Annotated in this window: 14 protein-coding genes; 8 read left to right on the forward strand and 6 right to left on the reverse strand. The window is 59.8% G+C overall.

What is annotated here, in order from left to right:
• Positions 1 to 90 precede the first annotated feature (90 nt).
• From LOC68_RS14270 to LOC68_RS28540, 4 genes are all read left to right on the forward strand, one after another.
• A complete protein-coding gene (locus LOC68_RS14270) occupies positions 91 to 1866 on the forward strand; it encodes a cytochrome c peroxidase (protein ID WP_230219888.1) in 1776 nt (591 codons plus the stop codon).
• Positions 1867 to 2285: 419 nt separating this feature from the next.
• Positions 2286 to 3947 carry a hypothetical protein gene (locus tag LOC68_RS14275; RefSeq protein ID WP_230219890.1) on the forward strand — a complete coding sequence of 554 codons (1662 nt, stop codon included), beginning with the start codon at positions 2286 to 2288 and terminating at the stop codon, positions 3945 to 3947.
• Between the two features lie 278 nt (positions 3948 to 4225).
• On the forward strand, positions 4226 to 5749 hold the full coding sequence (locus LOC68_RS14280; protein ID WP_230219892.1) for a DUF1080 domain-containing protein: 1524 nt from the start codon (positions 4226 to 4228) through the stop codon (positions 5747 to 5749).
• 80 nt (positions 5750 to 5829) lie between these two features.
• Positions 5830 to 9240 carry a PVC-type heme-binding CxxCH protein gene (locus LOC68_RS28540; protein ID WP_230219894.1) on the forward strand — a complete coding sequence of 1137 codons (3411 nt, stop codon included), beginning with the start codon at positions 5830 to 5832 and terminating at the stop codon, positions 9238 to 9240.
• 161 nt (positions 9241 to 9401) lie between these two features.
• On the opposite strand, the gene LOC68_RS14290 is transcribed toward LOC68_RS28540, so the two are convergent.
• On the reverse strand, positions 9402 to 10430 hold the full coding sequence (locus tag LOC68_RS14290) for a nucleoside hydrolase (RefSeq protein WP_230219896.1): 1029 nt from the start codon (positions 10428 to 10430) through the stop codon (positions 9402 to 9404).
• 162 nt (positions 10431 to 10592) lie between these two features.
• On the opposite strand from LOC68_RS14290, the gene LOC68_RS14295 reads away from it, so the two are divergent.
• Entirely contained in the window at positions 10593 to 11459 is an 867-nt protein-coding gene (locus LOC68_RS14295; protein ID WP_230219898.1) for a glycosyltransferase, read from the forward strand.
• On the opposite strand, the gene ribD is transcribed toward LOC68_RS14295, so the two are convergent.
• The 3 genes from ribD to msrA form a co-directional block, all read right to left on the reverse strand.
• Positions 11456 to 12568 (reverse strand): bifunctional diaminohydroxyphosphoribosylaminopyrimidine deaminase/5-amino-6-(5-phosphoribosylamino)uracil reductase RibD, encoded by a 1113-nt coding sequence (gene ribD / locus LOC68_RS14300; protein ID WP_230219900.1) that lies wholly within the window; start codon positions 12566 to 12568, stop codon positions 11456 to 11458. The genes LOC68_RS14295 and ribD overlap by 4 nt on opposite strands.
• A 21-nt stretch (positions 12569 to 12589) precedes the next feature.
• The gene (locus tag LOC68_RS14305) at positions 12590 to 14740 is read right to left on the reverse strand and encodes a tetratricopeptide repeat protein (RefSeq protein ID WP_230219902.1); all 2151 of its coding nucleotides are present in this window, start codon (positions 14738 to 14740) and stop codon (positions 12590 to 12592) included.
• Positions 14741 to 14853: 113 nt separating this feature from the next.
• A complete protein-coding gene (msrA, locus tag LOC68_RS14310) occupies positions 14854 to 15393 on the reverse strand; it encodes a peptide-methionine (S)-S-oxide reductase MsrA (protein ID WP_230219903.1) in 540 nt (179 codons plus the stop codon).
• A 297-nt stretch (positions 15394 to 15690) separates the two neighbouring features.
• Between msrA and LOC68_RS14315 the strand changes: the two genes are divergently transcribed.
• Positions 15691 to 16647 (forward strand): DUF1559 domain-containing protein, encoded by a 957-nt coding sequence (locus LOC68_RS14315; protein ID WP_230219905.1) that lies wholly within the window; start codon positions 15691 to 15693, stop codon positions 16645 to 16647.
• A gap of 60 nt (positions 16648 to 16707) precedes the next feature.
• Positions 16708 to 17094, forward strand: coding sequence for a hypothetical protein (locus tag LOC68_RS14320; RefSeq protein WP_230219913.1), 387 nt, complete (start codon positions 16708 to 16710; stop codon positions 17092 to 17094).
• Positions 17095 to 17166: 72 nt separating this feature from the next.
• Here LOC68_RS14320 and LOC68_RS14325 read toward each other — a convergent pair whose 3' ends face one another.
• Complete coding sequence (locus LOC68_RS14325; RefSeq protein WP_230219915.1) at positions 17167 to 17820, reverse strand: sugar-binding protein; 654 nt, start codon at positions 17818 to 17820, stop codon at positions 17167 to 17169.
• A gap of 392 nt (positions 17821 to 18212) precedes the next feature.
• Here LOC68_RS14325 and LOC68_RS14330 point away from each other — a divergent pair, with 392 nt between their 5' ends.
• The gene (locus LOC68_RS14330; RefSeq protein WP_230219917.1) at positions 18213 to 18767 is read left to right on the forward strand and encodes a glutathione peroxidase; all 555 of its coding nucleotides are present in this window, start codon (positions 18213 to 18215) and stop codon (positions 18765 to 18767) included.
• A 321-nt stretch (positions 18768 to 19088) separates the two neighbouring features.
• Here LOC68_RS14330 and LOC68_RS14335 read toward each other — a convergent pair whose 3' ends face one another.
• Positions 19089 to 19790 carry a response regulator transcription factor gene (locus LOC68_RS14335; protein ID WP_230219919.1) on the reverse strand — a complete coding sequence of 234 codons (702 nt, stop codon included), beginning with the start codon at positions 19788 to 19790 and terminating at the stop codon, positions 19089 to 19091.
• Between the last annotated feature and the right edge of the window lie 223 nt (positions 19791 to 20013).

Genomic DNA, 20013 nt, shown 5'->3' on the forward strand with positions numbered 1-20013 from the left:
AAGGGGGGCGAAAATCAGCGCATGCGTCTGGCGCGTCAAACTGTTACGATAAGGCTGTGGTTCCCGCCTGATTCCTCCGCGAATTCCCCTATGGTTCGACAATCCCTGATCTGCATGTTGCTACTCCTGCTGACAGGCAGTGTTGCTAGCGGTCAAACCCTTTCCGACTACCGTTCGCCGGTCGACATCGCCCTTTCGCCGCAAGGTGATTGGATGCTGGTCGCCAATCAGACCTCCGGCACGCTGTCGCTGGTCGATCTGGCGAGCGCGCGTGTCCTCGATGAGATCCCGGTCGGTCCGCGCCCCAGCTACGTGCTGATTTGTCCTGACGGCAAAACGGCGCTCGTCAGCGCCACCGACGCCGGTCAACTGGTCAAAGTTGCAGTCGCCGACGGAAAGCTGAATAAGATCGCCGCGATCGACGTCGGTTTCGACCCGCACGGGGTCGCCGTCATGAAAGATGGAACCCGGGCCTTCGTCGCCCTGCCCAGCGGACATGCGGTCGCGGTCGTCGACCTGGTGCAAAACCGTTTAATTGAGCATTCGTTTCCCGGCAAGCTTCCCCGCTATCTCGCTCTGACGCCGGATGATTCGCGTCTGGCCGTGGGACTCTCCGGCGACGGCAGCGTCGCCGTGATGGAGACCGTCGGCAACTCCACCCTTTATGCGACGCGGATCAAAGGGATGAATGTCGGCCATATGAAAACGTCCGCCGATGGAACGCAGGTCTACTTCCCGTGGCTCCACTATGGCGAGAACATCCCGTCTCCCGGCAACATCCGTCGCGGCTGGGTCCTCGGCAATCGCTTGGGACGCGTTGATCTGACCGCAGACAAGCTGGACGAAGTTCTCTCGCTCGACACCGAAGGAAACGCGGTCTCCGATGCGTTTGGTCTCGATCTGACTCCAGACGAGTCGCACGTCGTCATTTCGGCGAGCGGCACGCACGAACTGCTCGTGCTCCGTTTGAATGACCTGAAGATGTACACCGTCGGCTCGACCGAACATATCGATCAAGAGTTGCTCGACGATCCTGCTCGCTTTGCCCGGATTCCAGTCGGCGGACGACCGATGGGACTGGAGATCACCCCCGACGGGCAAAGCGTCTACGTGGCGAACTACCTGCTCGATGCGGTACAGGAAATTGATCTCGCCAGCCGCACCGTGAAACGGATGATTCCGCTTGGCCCGCCGGTCGAGATTTCGCTCGCACGTCAGGGCGAAGCCCTCTTCTACGACGGCGACAAAAGCTTCGACCGCTGGTACAGCTGCCATAGCTGTCATTACGACGGCGGCAGCAACGCTGAGATCTTCGACACCCGCAACGATCGGACGGTCGGCACCTACAAGACGGCGCCGGTCCTTTGGAACGTCAGCAAGACGTTTCCCTGGACGTGGCATGGTTGGCAGGAAGATCTCCGCAGCGCCATGCAGACGTCATTTACCGAAACGATGCAGGGGAAGAAACTGCCTGAGGACGAATTCGACGCGCTGATCGCCTATTTCGATCAGTTGAAACCGCCTGCCAATCCGTTTGCTCGCGACCAGGCGAACTCCGCCGCTGTCGCCCGCGGCAAAGCGATCTTCTTCAGCGACAAAGCGGCCTGCGGCAGTTGTCACTCGGGCGAGCATCTGACCGACGGGCAATCCCATGATGTCGGCACCAACCAAAAGCGCGACTACTATGACGGCTACAACACGCCGTCGCTGTTGGGGGTCTATTCCAAGGTTCGCCTGCTGCATCACGGCCGAGCCAGGACGCTGGAAGAACTGCTGACCGAGCATCACGCTCCCCAGGATATCGCCGGCGAAAAGCTGACCGAGCAGGAAACGCGTGATCTGGTGGAATACCTGAAGACGCTCTAAGCCTCTACCGGCAAGCGTCAATCCGCCGCCCATCCTCTTCTACCGCTCGATTTCTAGCGCTGCGGGAACGCACGCGCAGATTTTTCAAAAGAATTTGCGTCCGCTTGTCGCTCTCTTTTCCGTTTTCACCATTAGGTACCAAGGGGCCCCTTTCCGGTTCAAGCGCCTTCGAATCGCAGCAATCGCCAGCACGGCCTGTGAAGCTAGGAAAGAGAGCACAGTTCCGTTTGCAGCCGAAGGACGAAACCAGCCGGATCACACCCCCTTACAGACGTCTCTTACTTTGCGTGCAAGGGAATTTGAACTTCTCCGCCGCTGATTGACTCCCCAAATTTGGAGTCATAGATTGACGTTAGCAGATATTTGCACCCACGAATCTCTTCGGCATGAATCTGCCTTCCAGGGCAAGGAGGATGATGATGCGATCTCATCGATTTATCGCAACCAGTCTCGCGTTGTCGTTGGCGTTCCTCGGAACGTCGTCTTTATTCGCACAATTCCCGTTCGGCGGGTCGTCGCAAAGCGGCGGGTTATTTGGCGGCTCTTCGTCCAATCGCTATCGAGGCGAAGGGAATTATCCACCGAGCAACAACAACTCAAATCTCGAAACCGAGATCGTGAAGGGCATCTTCGGCGCGCTCAACGAAGGAATCAAAGCCGGCAATCAGGGCAACAATAACAACAACTGGCGCCCGGAATACAACCGTCCGCGCCCCCAGTATTACCCACAGCCGCAATACTATCCGACCCCAACTCCGACTCCGGCGCCCGCGACGCCGAAAAACGTAGCGCCGAAGAAGAACCCGGCGCCGGTAAAAAAAGTCGCCGCTAAGAAAAATAACGTAATGAATACGTCGAAGTTCCTGTCGCTGACCAGCCAGGACATCGATCGCGCCAACGAGAAGTTGAAAGACCAACAAGACGAGAAGTTGGACGACATCGAAGATCAGTTGGCCGGACAACTTCCCCCCAGCGACACCGATCTCGTTACGCAATTGGGGAACGCCGGCATTGCCGATCCAACGGTCCAGCAGCAGATCTTGGACGCGAAAAATCGCGGCGATGCGGCGACGGTCCAGATCCTTTATAACGCTAACGCGATGCCGCCGAATCCTGGGGCGGCGGCCGACCTGGCGAACAAGATCAATCTGCAAAACGATCTGAACGATCTGCGTCAGCAAAACCAGGATGGCAAGTTGCGTCCCCGCGATATCGACCGCTTCGTTGATAAGACGAAGAACATTTTCCCGCCGGGAGCGCAGCGCGACGACTACCTCGCCAACCTGGATGACATGAAAAAGACGGCCGAAGTGCAAGATTTGCTCGCCGGCGCGACTCCCAACCCCGGCATGGGCGGACTCGGCGGCGGCACCGTCACCGTGATCCACAACCCGAATCTTCCCCAGGGGACGGTCATTAACCTCGGCAACGGTTCGGTCATGGTCGGTACCGGCGGCCAAGGAGATCTGAACGTCGGCACCTCGTCACTGGCCGAAGCGATGGGTTTGCCGGTCGCTTACTCGGAGCCGGTTCCTGAATCGGACGCGACGATTCCGACCAGCGGCGTCGTCCTGCGAAATGGCGCCGACAACGAAGCCGAAATCTCGTACGTGATCAACGACAAGTACGAGTACACCATGAAAGCAGGCCACATCCAATCGCTGGGCGAAGGGAAGTGGGTCGTCCGCTTCGATCGTGGCGACACGTACGGCGAAGCGAAGTACACGCTGACCGATGGAACCTACGAGTTCACCCCCAGCGACAGCGGTTGGGCTCTCTTCACCAAGAAGTACGACGTCACGATCGACAACTCGGAGAACCCGAACGAGTTCAACTACGTCGTCAACAACGTCCCGGCCGTCATCGAGCCTTACGGCACGAAGACCCACAACAGCAAGTACCCGCTCGAAGTCCGCTTTGATCGCGGGGATGGGAAAGGGGAAGAACGCAAAGTTCTGGACGGCGGCACGTTCATGGTCGCGGTCAGCCCCCAAGACAACCTGTGGGATTTGTACTCGACCGACGGTTCCTCGGTGCTGCCAGGTGGCGGCGGCGGCGGAATCAACCTGTTCGGCAATTAAAGCCGAAGCGAGATCTGTTACGAAATCTGACCATGGGCGTCGCCATGCGACGCCCATTTCTTTGCGCGCAAGGGAAAATTTCTGTAACGTTCGCCCCATTAAATGGCAATATAGTGCGTCTCCCATGCCGTTTCTGGTTATCCGTTTCGGTTTAGGCTAGACTTAGGGTTAAACCTACAGCGGCGATCCCTCCCGACTTGCCGCACCTGATGGCGCTATGCACCCCCGCGCCCTTCGCTTCCCCCATCTAATCCAGTTAACTTCACGAGAAAGACCCCATGAAGAAATCGCCTGGTCTTCTTCTGTTCGTTGCGATTTTCGCGACGACCTCGATGATTTCGGTCGCTGCGGCCGAAGAAGGTTTCAAGCCGATCTTTGACGGCAAGACGCTCAATGGCTGGCGCGGCAAAGAGCAATTCTGGAGCGTCAAAGATGGCACGATCACCGGCCAGACCACCTCGGAAAATCCGACCAAAGGAAACACCTTCCTGATCTGGGATCAGGGAACGGTCGACGACTTCGAGTTGAAGCTGAAATACAAAATTGTCGGCGGCAACTCCGGCATTCAATATCGCTCGACCGACCTCGGCGATTTCGTCGTCAAAGGCTATCAAGCTGACATCGACAGCGGCGACACCTACAGCGGCATCAACTACGAAGAACGTGGCCGCGGCATCATCGCCAATCGCGGCATCAAATCGACCATCTTCGACAAGAACGAAGGGAACAAGAACGAACGCTTCGCCGAATCGGCCGACATCCAAGCGAAGATCAAAAAGGAAGATTGGAACGAATACCACATCGTCGCCAAGGGGAATCACCTCACGCACTACATCAACGGCGTGAAGACCTCGGAAGTGATCGACGAAGGCAAGAAGGACAATCGCACGAGCGGCATCCTGGCGCTGCAGCTGCACGCCGGACCGCCGATGGTCGTCCAGTTCAAAGACATCGAACTGAAACGGACCAAGCTCGAAGACGGCAAGAAGAAGGTCGTCTTCGTTCCCGGCAAGCCGAGCCACGGTTGGGGCCAGCACGAACACTCTCCTGGCTGCCGATTGCTGATGATCGCGCTGATGGAAAACGTCCCGAACATCGAAGCCTCGATCTATCCCGGCGGCTGGCCGGAAGATCCGACCGCCTTTGATAACGCTGATGCGGTCGTCGTTTATTGCGACGGCGGCGGCGGACACCTGCTGAACGCTCACCTGGCCCAGTTCGACGAACTGATGAAAAAGGGAGTCGGCCTGGCCGCCATTCACTACGGCGTCGAAGTGCCGAAAGGAGAGCCGGGGGACAAGTTCGTCGACTGGATCGGCGGCTACTTTGAAACCGACTGGAGCGTCAACCCGCACTGGACCGCCGACTTCAAGGCGATCCCCAGTCATCCGGTCGCCAACGGCGTAAAGCCCTTCTCGATCAATGACGAGTGGTACTACAACATGCGGTTTCGCAACGACATGGAAGGGGTCACCCCGATCCTGACCGCGGTTCCGCCGAAGTCGACCCTCGATCGTCCCGATGGCCCACACAGCGGCAATCCTCACGTCCGCGCCATGCTCGGCCAACCGCAGCACGTCGCGTGGGCTGCCGAACGTCCCGATGGCGGACGCGGCTTTGGTTTCACCGGCGGTCACTTCCACACCAACTGGGGTGACGACAACTTCCGCAAGGTCGTCCTGAACGCGATCGTTTGGGTCGCCGGCGACGAAGTTCCGGCTGGCGGCATCGAATCGAAGTCGCTCACCAAGGATGACTTGGAAGGACTCCTCGGTCCCAATCCGAACGAAAAAAAAAAGTAACTGAGGTTCAGACCGCAGCGGCTAAAGAGCCCGCCAAGAAAAACGACAAGGCGGGCCAGCCGAAGTTCAAAAGCCAAGTCGTGACCACGCGTACGCCTGGTCACGCGGTCGACATCGACGTCGACATTACCGGCGCGAAACAGCTCTACCTGGTCGTGACCGACGGCGGCGACGGATTCTCGTGCGACTGGGCCGACTGGATCGATCCGAAGTTGACCGGCCCGGCCGGTGAAAAGAAGCTGACGGACCTGAACTGGAAGTCGGCCGTCACCCAGTGGAAATCGGTCAAGAAGGACCGCAACGTCGAAGGGCAACCGATGCACGTCGACGGCAAGTTGGTCGTCAACGGCATCGGCACTCACGCCAACTCGATCATCGCCTACGATCTGCCGGAAGGTTATACCCGCTTAACGGCGAAGGGTGGCCTCGACAACGGCGGCAGCGGACAACAAGGGGGCCAGGTCACCAGCGTCGCTTTCTCGGTCTATACCGAAAACCCGCCGGCTTTCTCGAACATCTCGTCCGGCGACACGGCGCCCAGTCATGAGGCCGAAAACGCCCTCTCCGGTCTCGACGTCTACGAAGGACTCGAAGCGACTCTCGCCGCTTCGGAGCCGACGCTGAAAAGCCTGACCAACCTGGACGTCGACCATCGCGGCCGCGTCTGGGTTTGCGACGTGATGAACTATCGCGGCAACAGCGGCTCGCGTCCCGAAGGGGATCGCATCCTGATCCTGGAAGACGAAGACGGCGACGGCGTTTGCGAAAAGACGAAGGTCTACTATCAAGGTCGCGACGTCGATACCGCGATGGGGATCTGCGTCCTCGGCAACAAGGTGATCGTCTCGGCCACGCCGAACATCATCGTCTTCACCGACACCGACGGCGACGACAAGCCCGATCAAAAGGAGATGCTCTTCACCAAGACCGGGCAGCCGCAGCATGACCACTCGGACCACTCCTTCCTGTTCGGTCCCGATGGCAAGCTCTACTGGAACTTCGGCAACACCGGCCGCCAGGTCTTTGATAAAGATGGCAAGCCGGTCGTCGACATCCATGGCCGCGAAGTGGTCGACAACGGCAAACCGTTCTTTGGCGGCATGCCGTTCCGCTGCAATCTGGACGGCAGCGAGTTCGAAGTGTTGGCCCACAACTTCCGTAACAACTACGAAGTGACGGTCGACTCGTTCGGTACGCTGTGGCAAAGCGACAACGACGACGACGGTAACCGCGGCGTCCGCATCAACTACGTGATGGAACAAGGCAACTTCGGTTACCTGGATCAGATGACCGGCGCCGGCTGGCGCGAACCCCGCACCGGCATGAACGAAGAGATCCCGCTCCGTCACTGGCACCTCAACGACCCCGGCGTCGTTCCCAACTTCGTGCAAACCGGCGCCGGTTCGCCGACCGGGATCTGCGTTTACGAAGGTCGTTTGCTGCCGAAGATCTTCTGGGACCAGGTGATCCACTGCGACGCCGGACCGAACGTCGTTCGCGCCTATCCGGCCGAAAAGGATGGCTCCGGCTACAAAGGCGAAATGGTCAACATCCTGCATGGCGCTCGCGACAACTGGTTCCGCCCGGCTGACGTCTGCGTCGCTCCGGATGGCTCGCTCTTCGTCTCCGACTGGTACGATCCCGGCGTCGGCGGTCACGGCCAACGCGATCTCGATCGCGGCCGCTTGTTCCGCGTCGCGCCGAAGGGGGTCGGCTACAACGTGCCGAAGTTGAACTTCGACACGATCGACGGCGCCCTGGCCGCGCTCGAAAACCCCAACCTTTCGGCTCGCTACATGGCGTGGACCGCGCTCCACAACCAAGGCGCGAAGGCGGAACCGGGGCTGAAGAAGATGTTTGAAACCAACGCCAACCCGCGCGTTCGCGCTCGGGCCTTGTGGCTGCTTGGCAAGATCGAAGGCCGCGGCCCGGAATATGTCGAAGCGGCCCTCAACGACAAGGACGCCGACATCCGGATCACCGGCATCCGTCTGGCCAAAGAGCTGAAGCTGCCGGTCGAACGAGTCGTCGCCAAGGTCGTGAACGATCCGTCGCCGCAAGTTCGTCGCGAAGCGGCGATCTCGCTCCGCTGGGCCGATAGCCCCGCGGCGGCCAAGCTGTGGGCGCAACTCGCCGCTCAGCATGACGGCAAAGATCGCTGGTACCTGGAAGCGCTCGGCATTGGCGCCGACCTGAACTGGGACGCTTGTCTCGCCGCCTACCTCAGCGAAGTGGGCGACAAGTGGAACACGCCGGCCGGTCGCGACATCGTTTGGCGCAGCCGCGCCGAGCGGACGCCCGGCATGTTGGCCGCGATCATTCAAGATCCGGCGACGCCGTACGAAGCTCTGCCGCGTTACTTCCGCGCCTTCGACTTCCAGGCGAAGGGAGACGCGAAGAGCCAAGTGCTGGCCGACCTCGCTTTCTCCGGCGCCGGCGCCGATCCGCAGGCCCAGTCGTTAATCCTCAGCGAATCGATTAGCCGACTTGGCGGGTTCGACATCGCGAAGAATCCGCAGCACGCTGCGGCGCTGAAGTCGGCGCTCGAAAAGCTGGCCGGCACGCCGATCTTCGTCGACCTGGTCGACAAGTTCAACGTGACCGATCGCTACGAAGACCTGCTGGCGATCGCCCAAGCTCTACCGAGCGAAGCGACCGGCGCCGCCGCGATGAAGGTGCTGCTGGAGAAGAACCAACGCGACCTGGTGTTGAAGGCGATCGACGGGAAGGACCTGGCCAAAGCGATCGCTACCACCGAAGCGGTTGGCAACTCGGCCGCTGGTCCGTCGATCGGCATCATGCAGAAGTTGGTCGACGACGGCTCGAAGGACCTCGCTCTCCGTCGCATCGCCGTGAAGACGCTCGCCGCCAACCGCGGCAGCGCCAACAAGCTGGTCGCGCTCGCCAAAGCCGGCAAGCTCGATCCGGCGCTGATGCAAGCGGCAGCCGCTCCGTTGACCGCCTCGACCTGGCAAGAGGTGCGTGACCAGGCCAACGCGATCTTCCCGGCCCCGCCGAGCAAGGACAACAAGCCCCTTCCGCCGCTGTCGGAATTGGCGAAGATGCACGGCGACGTCGCCAATGGCAAGAAGGTCTTCGCCGGCGAAGCGACTTGCTCGAAGTGCCACGTTGTGAACAACGAAGGAAAAGAGGTTGGTCCGAACCTGAGCGAAATCGGCTCGAAGCTGAGCCGCGAAGCGATGTTCGAATCGATCCTCTATCCGAGCGCCGGCATCAGCCACAACTACGAGAACTTCGCGATTCTGCTCGACAACGGCACGGCGATCACCGGGCTGTTGGTGAGCGAAACCGACGAAAAGGTGACCATCAAGAACCAAGAAGGTCTCGTTCGCAGCTTCTCGCAAGACGAAATCGAAGAGATGAAAAAGCTCCCGACTTCGCTCATGCCGGCTGACCTGCAAAAGCTGATGACCGTCCAGGAACTGGTCGACGTGGCCGCCTACCTGGAAACGCTGAAAAAGAAGAACTAACGTCCAGCGACGTTACGCTCAAACACTAGCCCGCAGCGCAAGCGAGGGAATGCGGTCGCCACATCCAGGCGACCGCAACCCTCGACTCGCACTGCGGGCTAGTTTGTTTTCTTGTCGATGGTATTCGGAACTCTGTTCTATTCCTCGACCGCATTCCCTCGCTAGCGCTGCGGGCTAGTGGTTTGTTCCTTCGGCAAATGCCGCATCAGCGTTTCCATCTCCGCCGCGACTTCTTTCGCCGTCGTCTCATCCAGCAGCGCCGAGACATACTGATGCCGAGGATCATTCGGCGTCTCTTCCCATTGGTGCGTCCCATTGGCAAAGATTTTGTTCCGCCCCTGGGTGACGAGCTTCCAAGGCGCTCCGCTCCCCCGGGCAGCCACCATTACCGCGATCTGATCGGCGCTATGTCGATTGCGGGCGGCGCCGCCAAAGTAAAGCTCATAGACGCGGCGAACCGGATTGTCCTTCGGCAACTCGGAAAGGGTCTTCCCGGTCGCGACCGAATCGGCGAAGGCGCCTCCGCCGGTAAAGGTAATCGTCGTCGGCCAATTGGCGATCGCCTTCTCGGTCGACTCCGGATCCATTTTGAAATTGCCCCAAGGGTTGGGATCGAGATCAGCTGGATAGCGGCTCCCCATGCAAACCCACTCCTTCACCTTCGCCGCGACCAGCTCGCGACCGCCAAGGGGCGAAACGTCATCAGCCGTCGACTCCAGCAAGTAACGTAAGTTCGTCAGATCGCCGACGGTCACTATCACCACGCTCTTGTCCGGCTGGGCCGCCAAAACCTGGCGATAAACGGTCACCGCGTCAGGCGCATCATTCCCTTCCGGAAAGTCATGCGAGAACTCCTCGGAGATCCGCTTCGCAAACTTCGAGCCTTGCCGGCTGGCGCTCTTCGCTTTCGAAACGCCGATCGGCAAGTCAGGGCGGCCAAAGTAAGTGTTGATCGCGTCAACGCAGGCGCCCGACCAAGGGTGACTGGAAGAGACAAGCGCTCCCAGAAGCTCCACTTCCCCGGCGTCCGCCAACGCATGCAAGATCGCCAGCGCCCCGGCGTCGTCGCAATCACTGTCCATGTCGGTATCGAACAAGATGCGTACCGATGGCGCCTCCGCCGCCGTTGCGACCGATTGCCAGACGCAAACCAACAGAAGCGCAAACAGAAAAGAAATGGGGCATTTCATGGCAGGTTTCCCGGAGAGCCGATTTCCTGGACTCCACCCATCGTAGCTTGAGCCGCAAGCCGTGGGAAACGCGGCCTCCCCCTCCATCCGCCCCAATCTTCACGAAACTCTTACCAAGATTTCGATCCGAGCGGCAAAGTCGCCGTGCGCGTCGGGATATACTTGAAAGCGTCCCATTCCGCGCCCGATCCATTTTCCGCCGCCGACCGCCAGGTGAAACCGCTCGTCTCCGTCGTGATGCCGGTATTGAATCCGCATCCGCGTCACTTTCGTGAAGCGGTCGAGAGCGTTCTCGCGCAGACCCTCGCCGACTTTGAGTTGATCATCGTCGAAGATCCTTCTCCCCGCGACGGCCGCGAGCTAATTGCCGACCTGCAAGATCCGCGCATCGTTCACGTTCGGAACGAAAGTCGGAGTTGCCTGCGCGATCAACTGAATCAAGGTCTGCGGCTCGCCCAGGCCGATCTGATCGCCCGGGCGGACGCCGACGATATCTGTTGCCCGCAACGTCTTGAGTCGCAAGTCGCCCGGTTCGCCGCCGAACCAGAGCTGGACGTCCTCGGCAGTCGATTAGAGATCATCGACGACAAAGGGCGACAGCTAGGCTATCGCAACTACCCGCTGACGCATGAAGAGATCGTCCGCGCGATGCGCCGCTTCAATCCGGTCGCCCATCCGTCGGTAACCTTCCGCCGCTCTACAGTTCTCTCGGCCGACAGCTACGTCGCCGAGGTCTATGTCGAAGATTACGATCTCTGGTGCCGACTCGCCGCCTCCGGCGCTCGCTTCGCCAACGATCCGCAGCCGCGCGTCCGTTATCGCATTCACCCCGAAGGAATGAAGAGCGAAAAGCTGAAGCAGATGATCGCTGCGACGGTCGACCTGAAGCGGCGTTATTTTCACGGCGAGATGACGCTCGCCGAACGAACGCGACTGCTGGCCGAGCGCGGCCTAATTTGGATGCCGCGACAATTGGTGCTGTGGCTGTTCGCTCGCACGGCGTTTTCGCGAACGTTGGCCGAAAACTAGGTTGCTTTACCCGCGAACCCATGCATCAAAACGTTGTCGCCCAACGTTTCAATCGTGACGTCGGTCAGCTGCAGCGCTTCGCTCATGTCGGCCCAGCCGGCGCCGCCGATCGGGCTGGGAGCGCCGCTGCCGCCGATCAGCTTCGGGGCGACGAACGCAAAGACTTCGTCGATCTGCCCGAGCTTCAAGAATTCGCCCAGCAGCCCGGCGCCACCTTCGACCAGAATATTGGTCAAACGCCGTTTGCCGAGCTCAAGAAGCAGCGAATCAAGCCGCGCCGCATGATCCGAGCCGGCACACGGGAACACTTCACACCCGGCGTCGCGTAGCGCTTCGCAGCGCTGGGCGTCGGCGTCCATCTTCACCGCCACGAGCACCGGCGTCTCGTGCGCCGTTTGCACCAGCTTGCTCGTCAGCGACAGCGACGCTTCGCCGTCGACGACGATCCGTAGCGGCGTCCTGGCGCCCGGCGGCCTGACCGTTAACAGCGGATCATCGAGCAATGCCGTATGACTGCCGACGACGATCGCATCCATTCGACCACGAAGACGATGAACGCGCTCGCGGGCCAGTTCATTCGAGATCCAGCGGCTATGCCCGGCGTAGGTCGCCAGTTTGCCGTCGAGCGTCATCGCCCATTTGGCGATCACCCACGGCCGCTGCAACGCAAGCAACTTATGATACGGCGCGTTGAGCCGCTTCGCTTCCGCTTCGAGCAAGCCGACTTCGACGGCGATGCCGGCCTTTTTCAGCAGGTCGATTCCGCCCCCATCGACCAGACCGAACGGATCTTGCTGGGCGATCACCACCCGGGCGACCTGCGCTGCGATCAAAGCGTCGGTGCAGGGGGGAGTCTTGCCGTGATGGCAGCAAGGTTCCAGCGTGACGTACGCGGTCGCGCCGCGTACGTCTTTCCCTTTGCAGTCGGCCAGCGCCGCACGTTCGGCGTGCGGGCCGCCATACTTGGCGTGGTAGCCGCGGCCGATCACTTGACCCTGCTGAACCAGCACGCAGCCGACCATCGGATTCGGTTCGGCGGCGCCTTGTCCGAGCGAGGCCAACTGCAGGGCCTCACGCATATATCGCTCGTCATCGGCGGAAAATTGCATCGCTTCTCACCGCGCTGGCGGTTAGTCCATGCCGGGCATCCACAGTTTCGACTTCTGCGCTTCGCCGGCCGGAGCCGCCGCGCCCGTCGGATTGTCCGGAGTCCAAAGTCCTCCGCCAGCGGCAGGCTGAGCCGCAGCCGGAGCGGGAGCTCCGCCCGGAGGCATGTTGGTCGGACGACCATCCGGACCGATGATGCCGAACTGATATAGCAGCTGCATCAGCGGACGAGCCACTTCCGCTTCCTGCATGTGATTGCGGGTTAGGTCGTTCAGCAACGCTTGCGACTCTTGCGGTTCGCGGCGTTCCAGTCGGAGTCCCAGTTCGGCCAGCTTCCACATGCCGGGGGATTGGCCGTCAGCGACCGCAGCGGCTTGCGCCTTTTTCAGGTACTCGATCGCTTTGTCCGAGTCGCCGCTGTTGCGGGCCAGCTGACCATACAGCTCACCCTTGTCGATCTGAGCCGCGAGCGACTCACGGCCCAGCAGCGCTTCGGCGAAAATCCGAATCGCGGCTCGTTCGGCGGAGATGACCGAGCGGCCGTACGCTTTGACCAATCCGGTATCGTCCAGCGTCGCCGGATCGATGCGATAGAGCCGGACGCTCGGCAGCGAGTCGACATCGACCTGCGTTGCGTCGAGCTTCTCGAGGGTCGGCAGTTGTAGCTTTTGACGAAGCTCGTTGAAGTCGAACTTCCACTGCTGCGCCTGACCGGCGTTTTCCAGCACCAATACGGCGGCGGCCAGCTTCACGCGAAGCGCGGCGTCGCCGATCGCATCCAGCGCCGTTTTGCCGTCGAGCGCCGGCTGCGGCTGTGCGGTCCACGAATCCAATAGCGCCTGACGACGACGTTCATGGGTGAGGGCCTGCTTCTGCGCGGCGGTCACCGAGTCCGGCAAGCGCCAGCTCCAGGTCAGCGACGATTCCGCCTTCGGGATTTCGCCCAACTTCTTCTCTTCGCCGGCGGCGCCGATCGTATCGCCGCAGACTTCGCGCAGCGTCGCGACGGTTTCGTCGAACTTGTCGTTCTTCATTGTCGACAGTTCCAGTCGCGCGTCGCGGTCGGTCTCTTTGCCGAAGACGAGCATTTCGCCCAGCACGTTCGGCGCGGCGTCGACCGTCAATCCTTCGGCGGACGTCGGCACGGCGCGATCGAGCAGCCAATAGGCGACTTTCGGCGGCGGGTTATCGCCGTCGGCCAACTGCGACACGTCGATCGGCAGCACGCTGGCGCGATCATCGACGCGGAGTTTTTCGAGCACCCCTTCCAGATCTTGCACGGCGAACGGCACGTTGACCATATCGAACTGCGGACCAGGTTCGTCCGACAGCAACTGGGCGAGCGACTCCGCTTCGACCGCCGATTCAAAATCGCTTCGCTCGGCCGCGGCGGCGTAGGAGTGGAGATAACCGATCGCCGCTTCGTTGTAACCGAGCGTCGCCGACAGGACCGCCAGGTTTTCGAGCAGCGCCACGTTGCGCGGCGCTGCTGACTTCAGCTGTTCAAACAGGCTGATCGCTTTCCGCCAGCGACCGCCGCCCGCTTCGACCAGCGCCGCTTCAAACTCATCCTTCTTCGGGAAGTCGCTCGGGCATTCGGCCAGCGTCGGGTCGGTTTTTAGCAGCGACGGCAGTTCGCGCGACGAGTTGATCCGCATCAACAACTGCATCGCCATATCGTCGTCTTCCGGCGCGATGCTGCTTTGCAACATCAGGTGAGCCCGCGCAGCTGGGATCTTGCTGTCCATCAGCAAGGCCTGGCCGACGGCGCCGAGCGCCTCGTAGACGGTAAAGTGCAACTGCTGCGGCGACAGCTCCAGCGCGGTCTGCAACTCTTCGACCGCTTCGTTCGGCTGACCGCCGGCGGCGAGGAACGACGCGTTGAGCGCGTGCGCGGCGGGGTTTTGCGGATGCTTGGCCAGAAACTCGCCGATCGCGGCCGCAATCTTCTCTTCGGTTCCGACCTGCATTTGCAGCACGGCCCGATAGAACAGGGGAACCGAGTGATCCGGGTAACGGTCCAGCAACTTCTGCACGACGTCGAGCGCAGCGACGCGCTGGTCACCGGCGACCATTCGCTCGATCTTCTCCAGATCGGGAATCATCTCCGGGCAGTAAAACTTGATTTTCTTATCCGTTCCGCAAGGGGAGTTCGAATAGGGATCAATCGACATGACGACTCCGCGTGTGGATCTGACCTCGTTCCGCCGACGCCAAAAGCGACGTGCTAAACCCGAAATGCTAACACACCTTACGCTCGCTGACGAGCAGCGAACCGCCTTCCGGGTTAGCCGCCCCCCTCTTTCAGCTTCGCGGCGAATTTCCGCCGAAACTTGTCGACCTTGGGGGCGATGACCGCCGCGCAGTACGACTGATTTGGATGGGCGGAGAAATAGTTTCGGTGGTAGTCTTCGGCTGGAAAATAATTGATCAGAGGGGAAATCTCGGTAATGATCGGATCGGCGAACGCCCCCGACGAATCCAATTGCTTCACAAACGACTCGGCCGCCTCTTGTTGCGCGGCGTCGTGATAGAAAATCACCGAGCGGTATTGCGTGCCGACATCGGCCCCTTGCCGGTTCAGCGTCGTCGGATCATGCGTCTGAAAAAATATTTCTAATAACGACGCAAAATCTACTACCTCGGGGTTGTACTCAATGCGGATCACTTCGGCGTGCCCCGTCGTACCGCGGCAAACGGCTTCGTAAGTCGGATTGTCGGTCGTTCCGCCGGAATAGCCCGGCTCGACATGCGTCACCCCGTTCAACCTAGCGAAGATCGCCTCGGTGCACCAAAAACAGCCGCCGCCAAACGTCGCTTCCGCCATATAGATCTGCTCGCACGAGATGAGGATAGATGGACCCTAGTCGCTCCCTATTTATATCGCGTCTGGCTCAGAAAGAAGTCGGCCGTCAGGGGATGCCTGACAGGAGCATTGTCCAAATCGCGCAAATTGCCGCAAAACACACCGCCTTTATGCAATATGAAATCCATTGCATTTTTATTTTATTTATTGACACCAATAACTACCAAGGCTTAGAATCGAGGGACTTTTCTGGCTAACGCGCAATTATCTGTCGTAATACGTTATCTCATAACGCTTTCTCTTCCTTTGACGAGGCCCATGAAAACATCTAGACATTCTGGTTTTACGCTCGTAGAGCTGCTGGTGGTGATCGCCATCATCGGTGTGCTCATCGCGCTGTTGCTCCCCGCCGTTCAGCAAGCTCGCGAAGCGGCACGTCGCATGACCTGCTCCAACCACATCAAACAACTTGGGTTGGCGCTCCATAATTACCACGACACCAATCGGGTTTTCCCCCCCGGCACTTTCGCCGCGCAACTGAACTCCTCGCTGGGGAGCAACCCTGGCTCGATGTCGTGGATGCCGACGATCCTGCCGTTCATCGAACAGGGACCGTTGTCGGATCAACTCACTCCGTACATGAAGACGCGTAACTCGGCCTCGTTCCCGACCGCGCTCATGAACACGGTGATCGAAACTCTCGAGTGCCCTTCCGATCCGAACCGGGGTCAAACCGGCGAAGTGCATAACCCGAGCAACACCGATCCGCCGCCGGACTATGACGACGGCTTCCACGGCAACTACTTGCTGTGTCATGGCGCTGAAGAAGTCACCGTTGCGAACAGCAAAAACACCAGCGGGATGTTCTATTACCTGTCGAAGACGACCTTCGCCAGCGCGACTGACGGCACTTCGAATACGGTCTTCGCCGCCGAGATCCTGTTGGTTCCCTCCAACGTCGCCGGTAAACGTGATTGGCGCGGACGCTATTATCGTTCGGATCACTTGAGCAGCATCGTCAGCACGCTGCTGCCGCCGAACACGACCGCCTCCGACAAATGCCGCACGTGCGAAGGCTCTCCGGCTAGTCCGCTCTGGGCGCCCTGCACGGCCAGCACCGATCCTCAGGTCATTTACGCTCGCAGCCAGCATCCGGGCGGCGCAATGACGATGTTCGGCGACGCCAGCGTGCAATTCATTCCAGAGACGATCGACACCGTCACCTGGAATCGACTCGGCACCCGCGCGGGCGGCGAAGTCACCGGCGATTACTAATGCTCGTAGAACCGAACTCGAAGAAATTCCAAGCGACTTTTATTTAGCGAGCGTTTCGTCATGAAAGCAACCTATTCGCCAGGCTGGGGCGTCGTCGTCGGCCTGTTTGCGATCTGCCTGCTCGGCTGCGGCGAAGCGCCGCCGAATATGGCCTCCGGCGTCGTCACGATGAATGGGACGCCGATCGAAAAGGGTGAAATCATGTTCCACCCGACCGATAGCAAAGGTACGGTCGCCGCCGGACCGATCGTCAATGGGGAGTTCTCGATCGAGTGCGCCCCCGGAGAAAAGAAGGTCACGATCACGGCGACCAAAGAGCAGGGGCTCGCTCCCGACGGCTTGCCCAACCACGTGTCGTACATCCCGAAGAAGTACAACACCGAAACGACCCTCACCGCCAAGGTGGAAGAGGGGGGCGAAAACAAGTTCACGTTCGACTTGAAATAAGCGGGCGCGACCAGCAGATATCTCTCTCCAGGGCGGAGCTCGGTTTGCCGAGCTCCGCTTTTTTCTGCGCCGTTAGTCGCGAACCAGCTCGCAGACGCCCCAAGTGCTGGGATCTTCGTCAAACGGGAACTGCGTACCGACGCTGAAGTTCTGCCAGCCCAGCTCGCGATCCATCACCGCGTAGTAGAACCCGATCCGATCGTATTCGCTGGGGTCGTATCCGGTCAGCGCCGTCGCCGGAACGCAGCACTCAAGGAAGTAGCCGTCCGCTTTCATTAGGCTGCGGATCCGCAGTTCGCCGGGACGGATCGGCTTGGCGTTTTCGCGGGCTCGATTGATCAACAACTGATCGGCGGCCGGTTCGCGCAGCGAATGCCCGCCGCCGGTCGGCAAGAAGACGTACCGATGACAGAACTTGGTCGCCCGGTGGACGTTGTTGGTCGCCCGGGTGTCGATCCAGATCTGCAGACCGTCGCTTTCGACGGCGCGACTTTCGCGACACCAGGCGGCTTGCCGCTTGCCGGTGACGTCGACCGAAAATGCGATTCCCCGCTCGTTCCACGCCGCTCGAATGTCGGCGTACTGGCGTCGTCCCTCGAGATGCCCAAACGACTGCAGCCGATATTCTTCGCCGAACGCCAACGACTTATCGCTCCAGATTTTCTCGCGATAGCGAAGCGGCACCGAAAAGCGAAACAGGAAAGGGGGAGATAAAACGGTCGACATGCGTTTTGGTCGTGGAACAGGAAATTCGGAAACCTTCGTTCTACCGGCCGATGGCCTGCGCGAGAACACCCCCAAAGGCGGAGTTATCCGTCTTCTTGCTGAGCATGGGGGCGACGAAACTCGCCTGCACGCTTGTCCGACGACTGTGATCGTTTTGACAGATTCCCTCGTTTCGCCCTGGGATACTGAAGGTTATGGGGGTTTGGCGCTTCGCGTCCCCCAAGGCCCAGCGAATCTCGCGGGGGGCGGCGGAAAACTTGTAACCGCATTTCCCCCGGGTAGAATCAGAAGGATTGCGAGCCGATATGGCTCGTACCTGCCTATCCCAAGTCACCCCTTTTCGCCAGCGTCGACAGTTGCGGCGTGCGGCCATTCCTTTGGAGGATATTGCGATGATGCGAGTCTTGTTCAGCGGCGGAGTCTTTGCCGCGGTCTTCGCCCTGGCTTCGATTGCCTCGGCGTCCGACACGTTGCTCGAAGGCGAAGTCCAATCGCTCAGCGGCGACAAAGTCGATCTCTCGAAATACAAAGGCAAAGTCGTGTTGGTCGTCAACGTCGCCAGCAAGTGCGGTAAGACCCCGCAGTACAAACCGCTGCAAGCGCTGTACGAAAAGTATCACGACCAAGGTTTGGAAGTGGTCGGCTTTCCTTGCAATCAGTTCGGCGGACAAGAGCCGGGCAGCCCGCTGCAGATTCGTGAGTTCTGCACCGAAAAGTACAACGTCACCTTCGACATGATGGACAAGATCGACGTCAACGGTCCGGAGACCGCCGAGATCTACAAAAAGCTGAAGAGCTTCCCCCGCGATCCGGGCGACGTGAAATGGAACTTTGAAAAGTTCCTGATCAACCGCGACGGCGAAGTGGTCGCTCGCTTCCGCACCAAGGTCGAACCCGATTCGGCCGACGTCGTGAAGTCGATCGAAACGGAACTGAAGAAAGACTAACCGTTGCGCGAAATGCGTAAGAGTCATCTTGTTCGCCGTGCGCCCGTCGCACGGCGACTTTTTTTATGGGCGCCAACAACAAGAAAAAAGAAACCGCGTCGTCAGCAGGTTCGACGCGGTTTCGCTCGAATGAGGGGCAGCACATCCGAGTTGTTAGTGATTTAGAGTATGAAACGACGATCCGCAACTGTCGGCGCAGCAATTGCCCCGTTTTGACCCGAAAAAACCGGGTTATTTTTTTCCGTTGTCCACCTGCGAGCGTTTAAACGCTTGTTACGGTTTCCGACGTGCGCGTTTTACGCGACTGCCTACGCAATTACTTTAGGCGCCGTACTGGTGAATCAGTTCAGGATGAGACAATCCTTCGTTGACGGCGAAGATCAACAATTCGTTGAGCGACCGCAGCGCCAACTTCTCCTTCAAGTCGCCGACCTCCTTGTTCACGGTCCGTTCGCTCAAGTCGAGCGTTAGCGCGATTTCCAATTGCGTCTTACCAGCGGCTAACTCGCGGAGGACCGAGATCTCACGATGCGTCAGCGTGGCGATCCGCGACATCGGCTGCCCCGCTTGAAGCTCGATCAAGCGTTGAGCCAGCTCGGGCGAGAAGTAAGTATTGCCGGCGGCGACATGGCGAATCGCCAGGGCGACGTTGCGAATCGATTCGGAGTGCTTGGAAACGACGCCGGCCGCTCCGCTGGCGATGCAACGATCCAAGTACTGGTCGCGCGGAAACGCCGTGTAAAAGAGAACCTGGCAAGTCCCATTCAGCGTCTGTTGGATTTCGCGGCAAGCGAGGAACGGATCGGCCCCCGGCATGTGGATGTCCATCAAGACGACGTCGGGCCGCTGTTCGCGCACCAAGAGGACGCCGGCCTGGGCATGATTGGTCTGACCGACAATTTCGATATCTTCGTCCAATTCCAACACGCGCCCTACACAGCGCATAATCGCTTCATCGTCATCTACGATTACGACCCGGGGCCCGCGCAGTTGCGTACGCTGTTTCGCCAGATCCGCATTCATATCCCGCCCCTAGACTCTTTCCGAAGACAACTGCCCCAACTCGCTCGTCGCGAAAACGACCAAGCGACGCTTCTAAGCAACAGTAGGACGGATTCGCAACGGCGAATTCGCTTTGCGGCGAAACGCATTCGCCCCGTAGCGGCTGTTACGGTTTGATCGTAATGAAGAAAACGATTACGCCGCTCTGATGCGGGAAAGTCCATGCATTTGGCGGACAATACAG

Source organism: Blastopirellula sediminis (assembly GCF_020966755.1).
Lineage (GTDB): Bacteria > Planctomycetota > Planctomycetia > Pirellulales > Pirellulaceae > Blastopirellula > Blastopirellula sediminis.

Excerpts from the sequence above, each read along its gene's own strand:
- LOC68_RS14270 (WP_230219888.1), top strand. The coding sequence starts at position 91 with ATGGTTCGACAATCCCTGATCTGCATGTTGCTACTCCTGCTGACAGGC.
- LOC68_RS14275 (WP_230219890.1), top strand. The coding sequence starts at position 2,286 with ATGCGATCTCATCGATTTATCGCAACCAGTCTCGCGTTGTCGTTGGCG.
- LOC68_RS14280 (WP_230219892.1), top strand. The coding sequence starts at position 4,226 with ATGAAGAAATCGCCTGGTCTTCTTCTGTTCGTTGCGATTTTCGCGACG.
- LOC68_RS14290 (WP_230219896.1), bottom strand. The coding sequence starts at position 10,430 with ATGAAATGCCCCATTTCTTTTCTGTTTGCGCTTCTGTTGGTTTGCGTC.
- ribD (WP_230219900.1), bottom strand. The coding sequence starts at position 12,568 with ATGCAATTTTCCGCCGATGACGAGCGATATATGCGTGAGGCCCTGCAG.
- LOC68_RS14305 (WP_230219902.1), bottom strand. The coding sequence starts at position 14,740 with ATGTCGATTGATCCCTATTCGAACTCCCCTTGCGGAACGGATAAGAAA.
- msrA (WP_230219903.1), bottom strand. The coding sequence starts at position 15,393 with ATGGCGGAAGCGACGTTTGGCGGCGGCTGTTTTTGGTGCACCGAGGCG.
- LOC68_RS14315 (WP_230219905.1), top strand. The coding sequence starts at position 15,691 with ATGAAAACATCTAGACATTCTGGTTTTACGCTCGTAGAGCTGCTGGTG.
- LOC68_RS14320 (WP_230219913.1), top strand. The coding sequence starts at position 16,708 with ATGAAAGCAACCTATTCGCCAGGCTGGGGCGTCGTCGTCGGCCTGTTT.
- LOC68_RS14325 (WP_230219915.1), bottom strand. The coding sequence starts at position 17,820 with ATGTCGACCGTTTTATCTCCCCCTTTCCTGTTTCGCTTTTCGGTGCCG.
- LOC68_RS14330 (WP_230219917.1), top strand. The coding sequence starts at position 18,213 with ATGATGCGAGTCTTGTTCAGCGGCGGAGTCTTTGCCGCGGTCTTCGCC.
- LOC68_RS14335 (WP_230219919.1), bottom strand. The coding sequence starts at position 19,790 with ATGAATGCGGATCTGGCGAAACAGCGTACGCAACTGCGCGGGCCCCGG.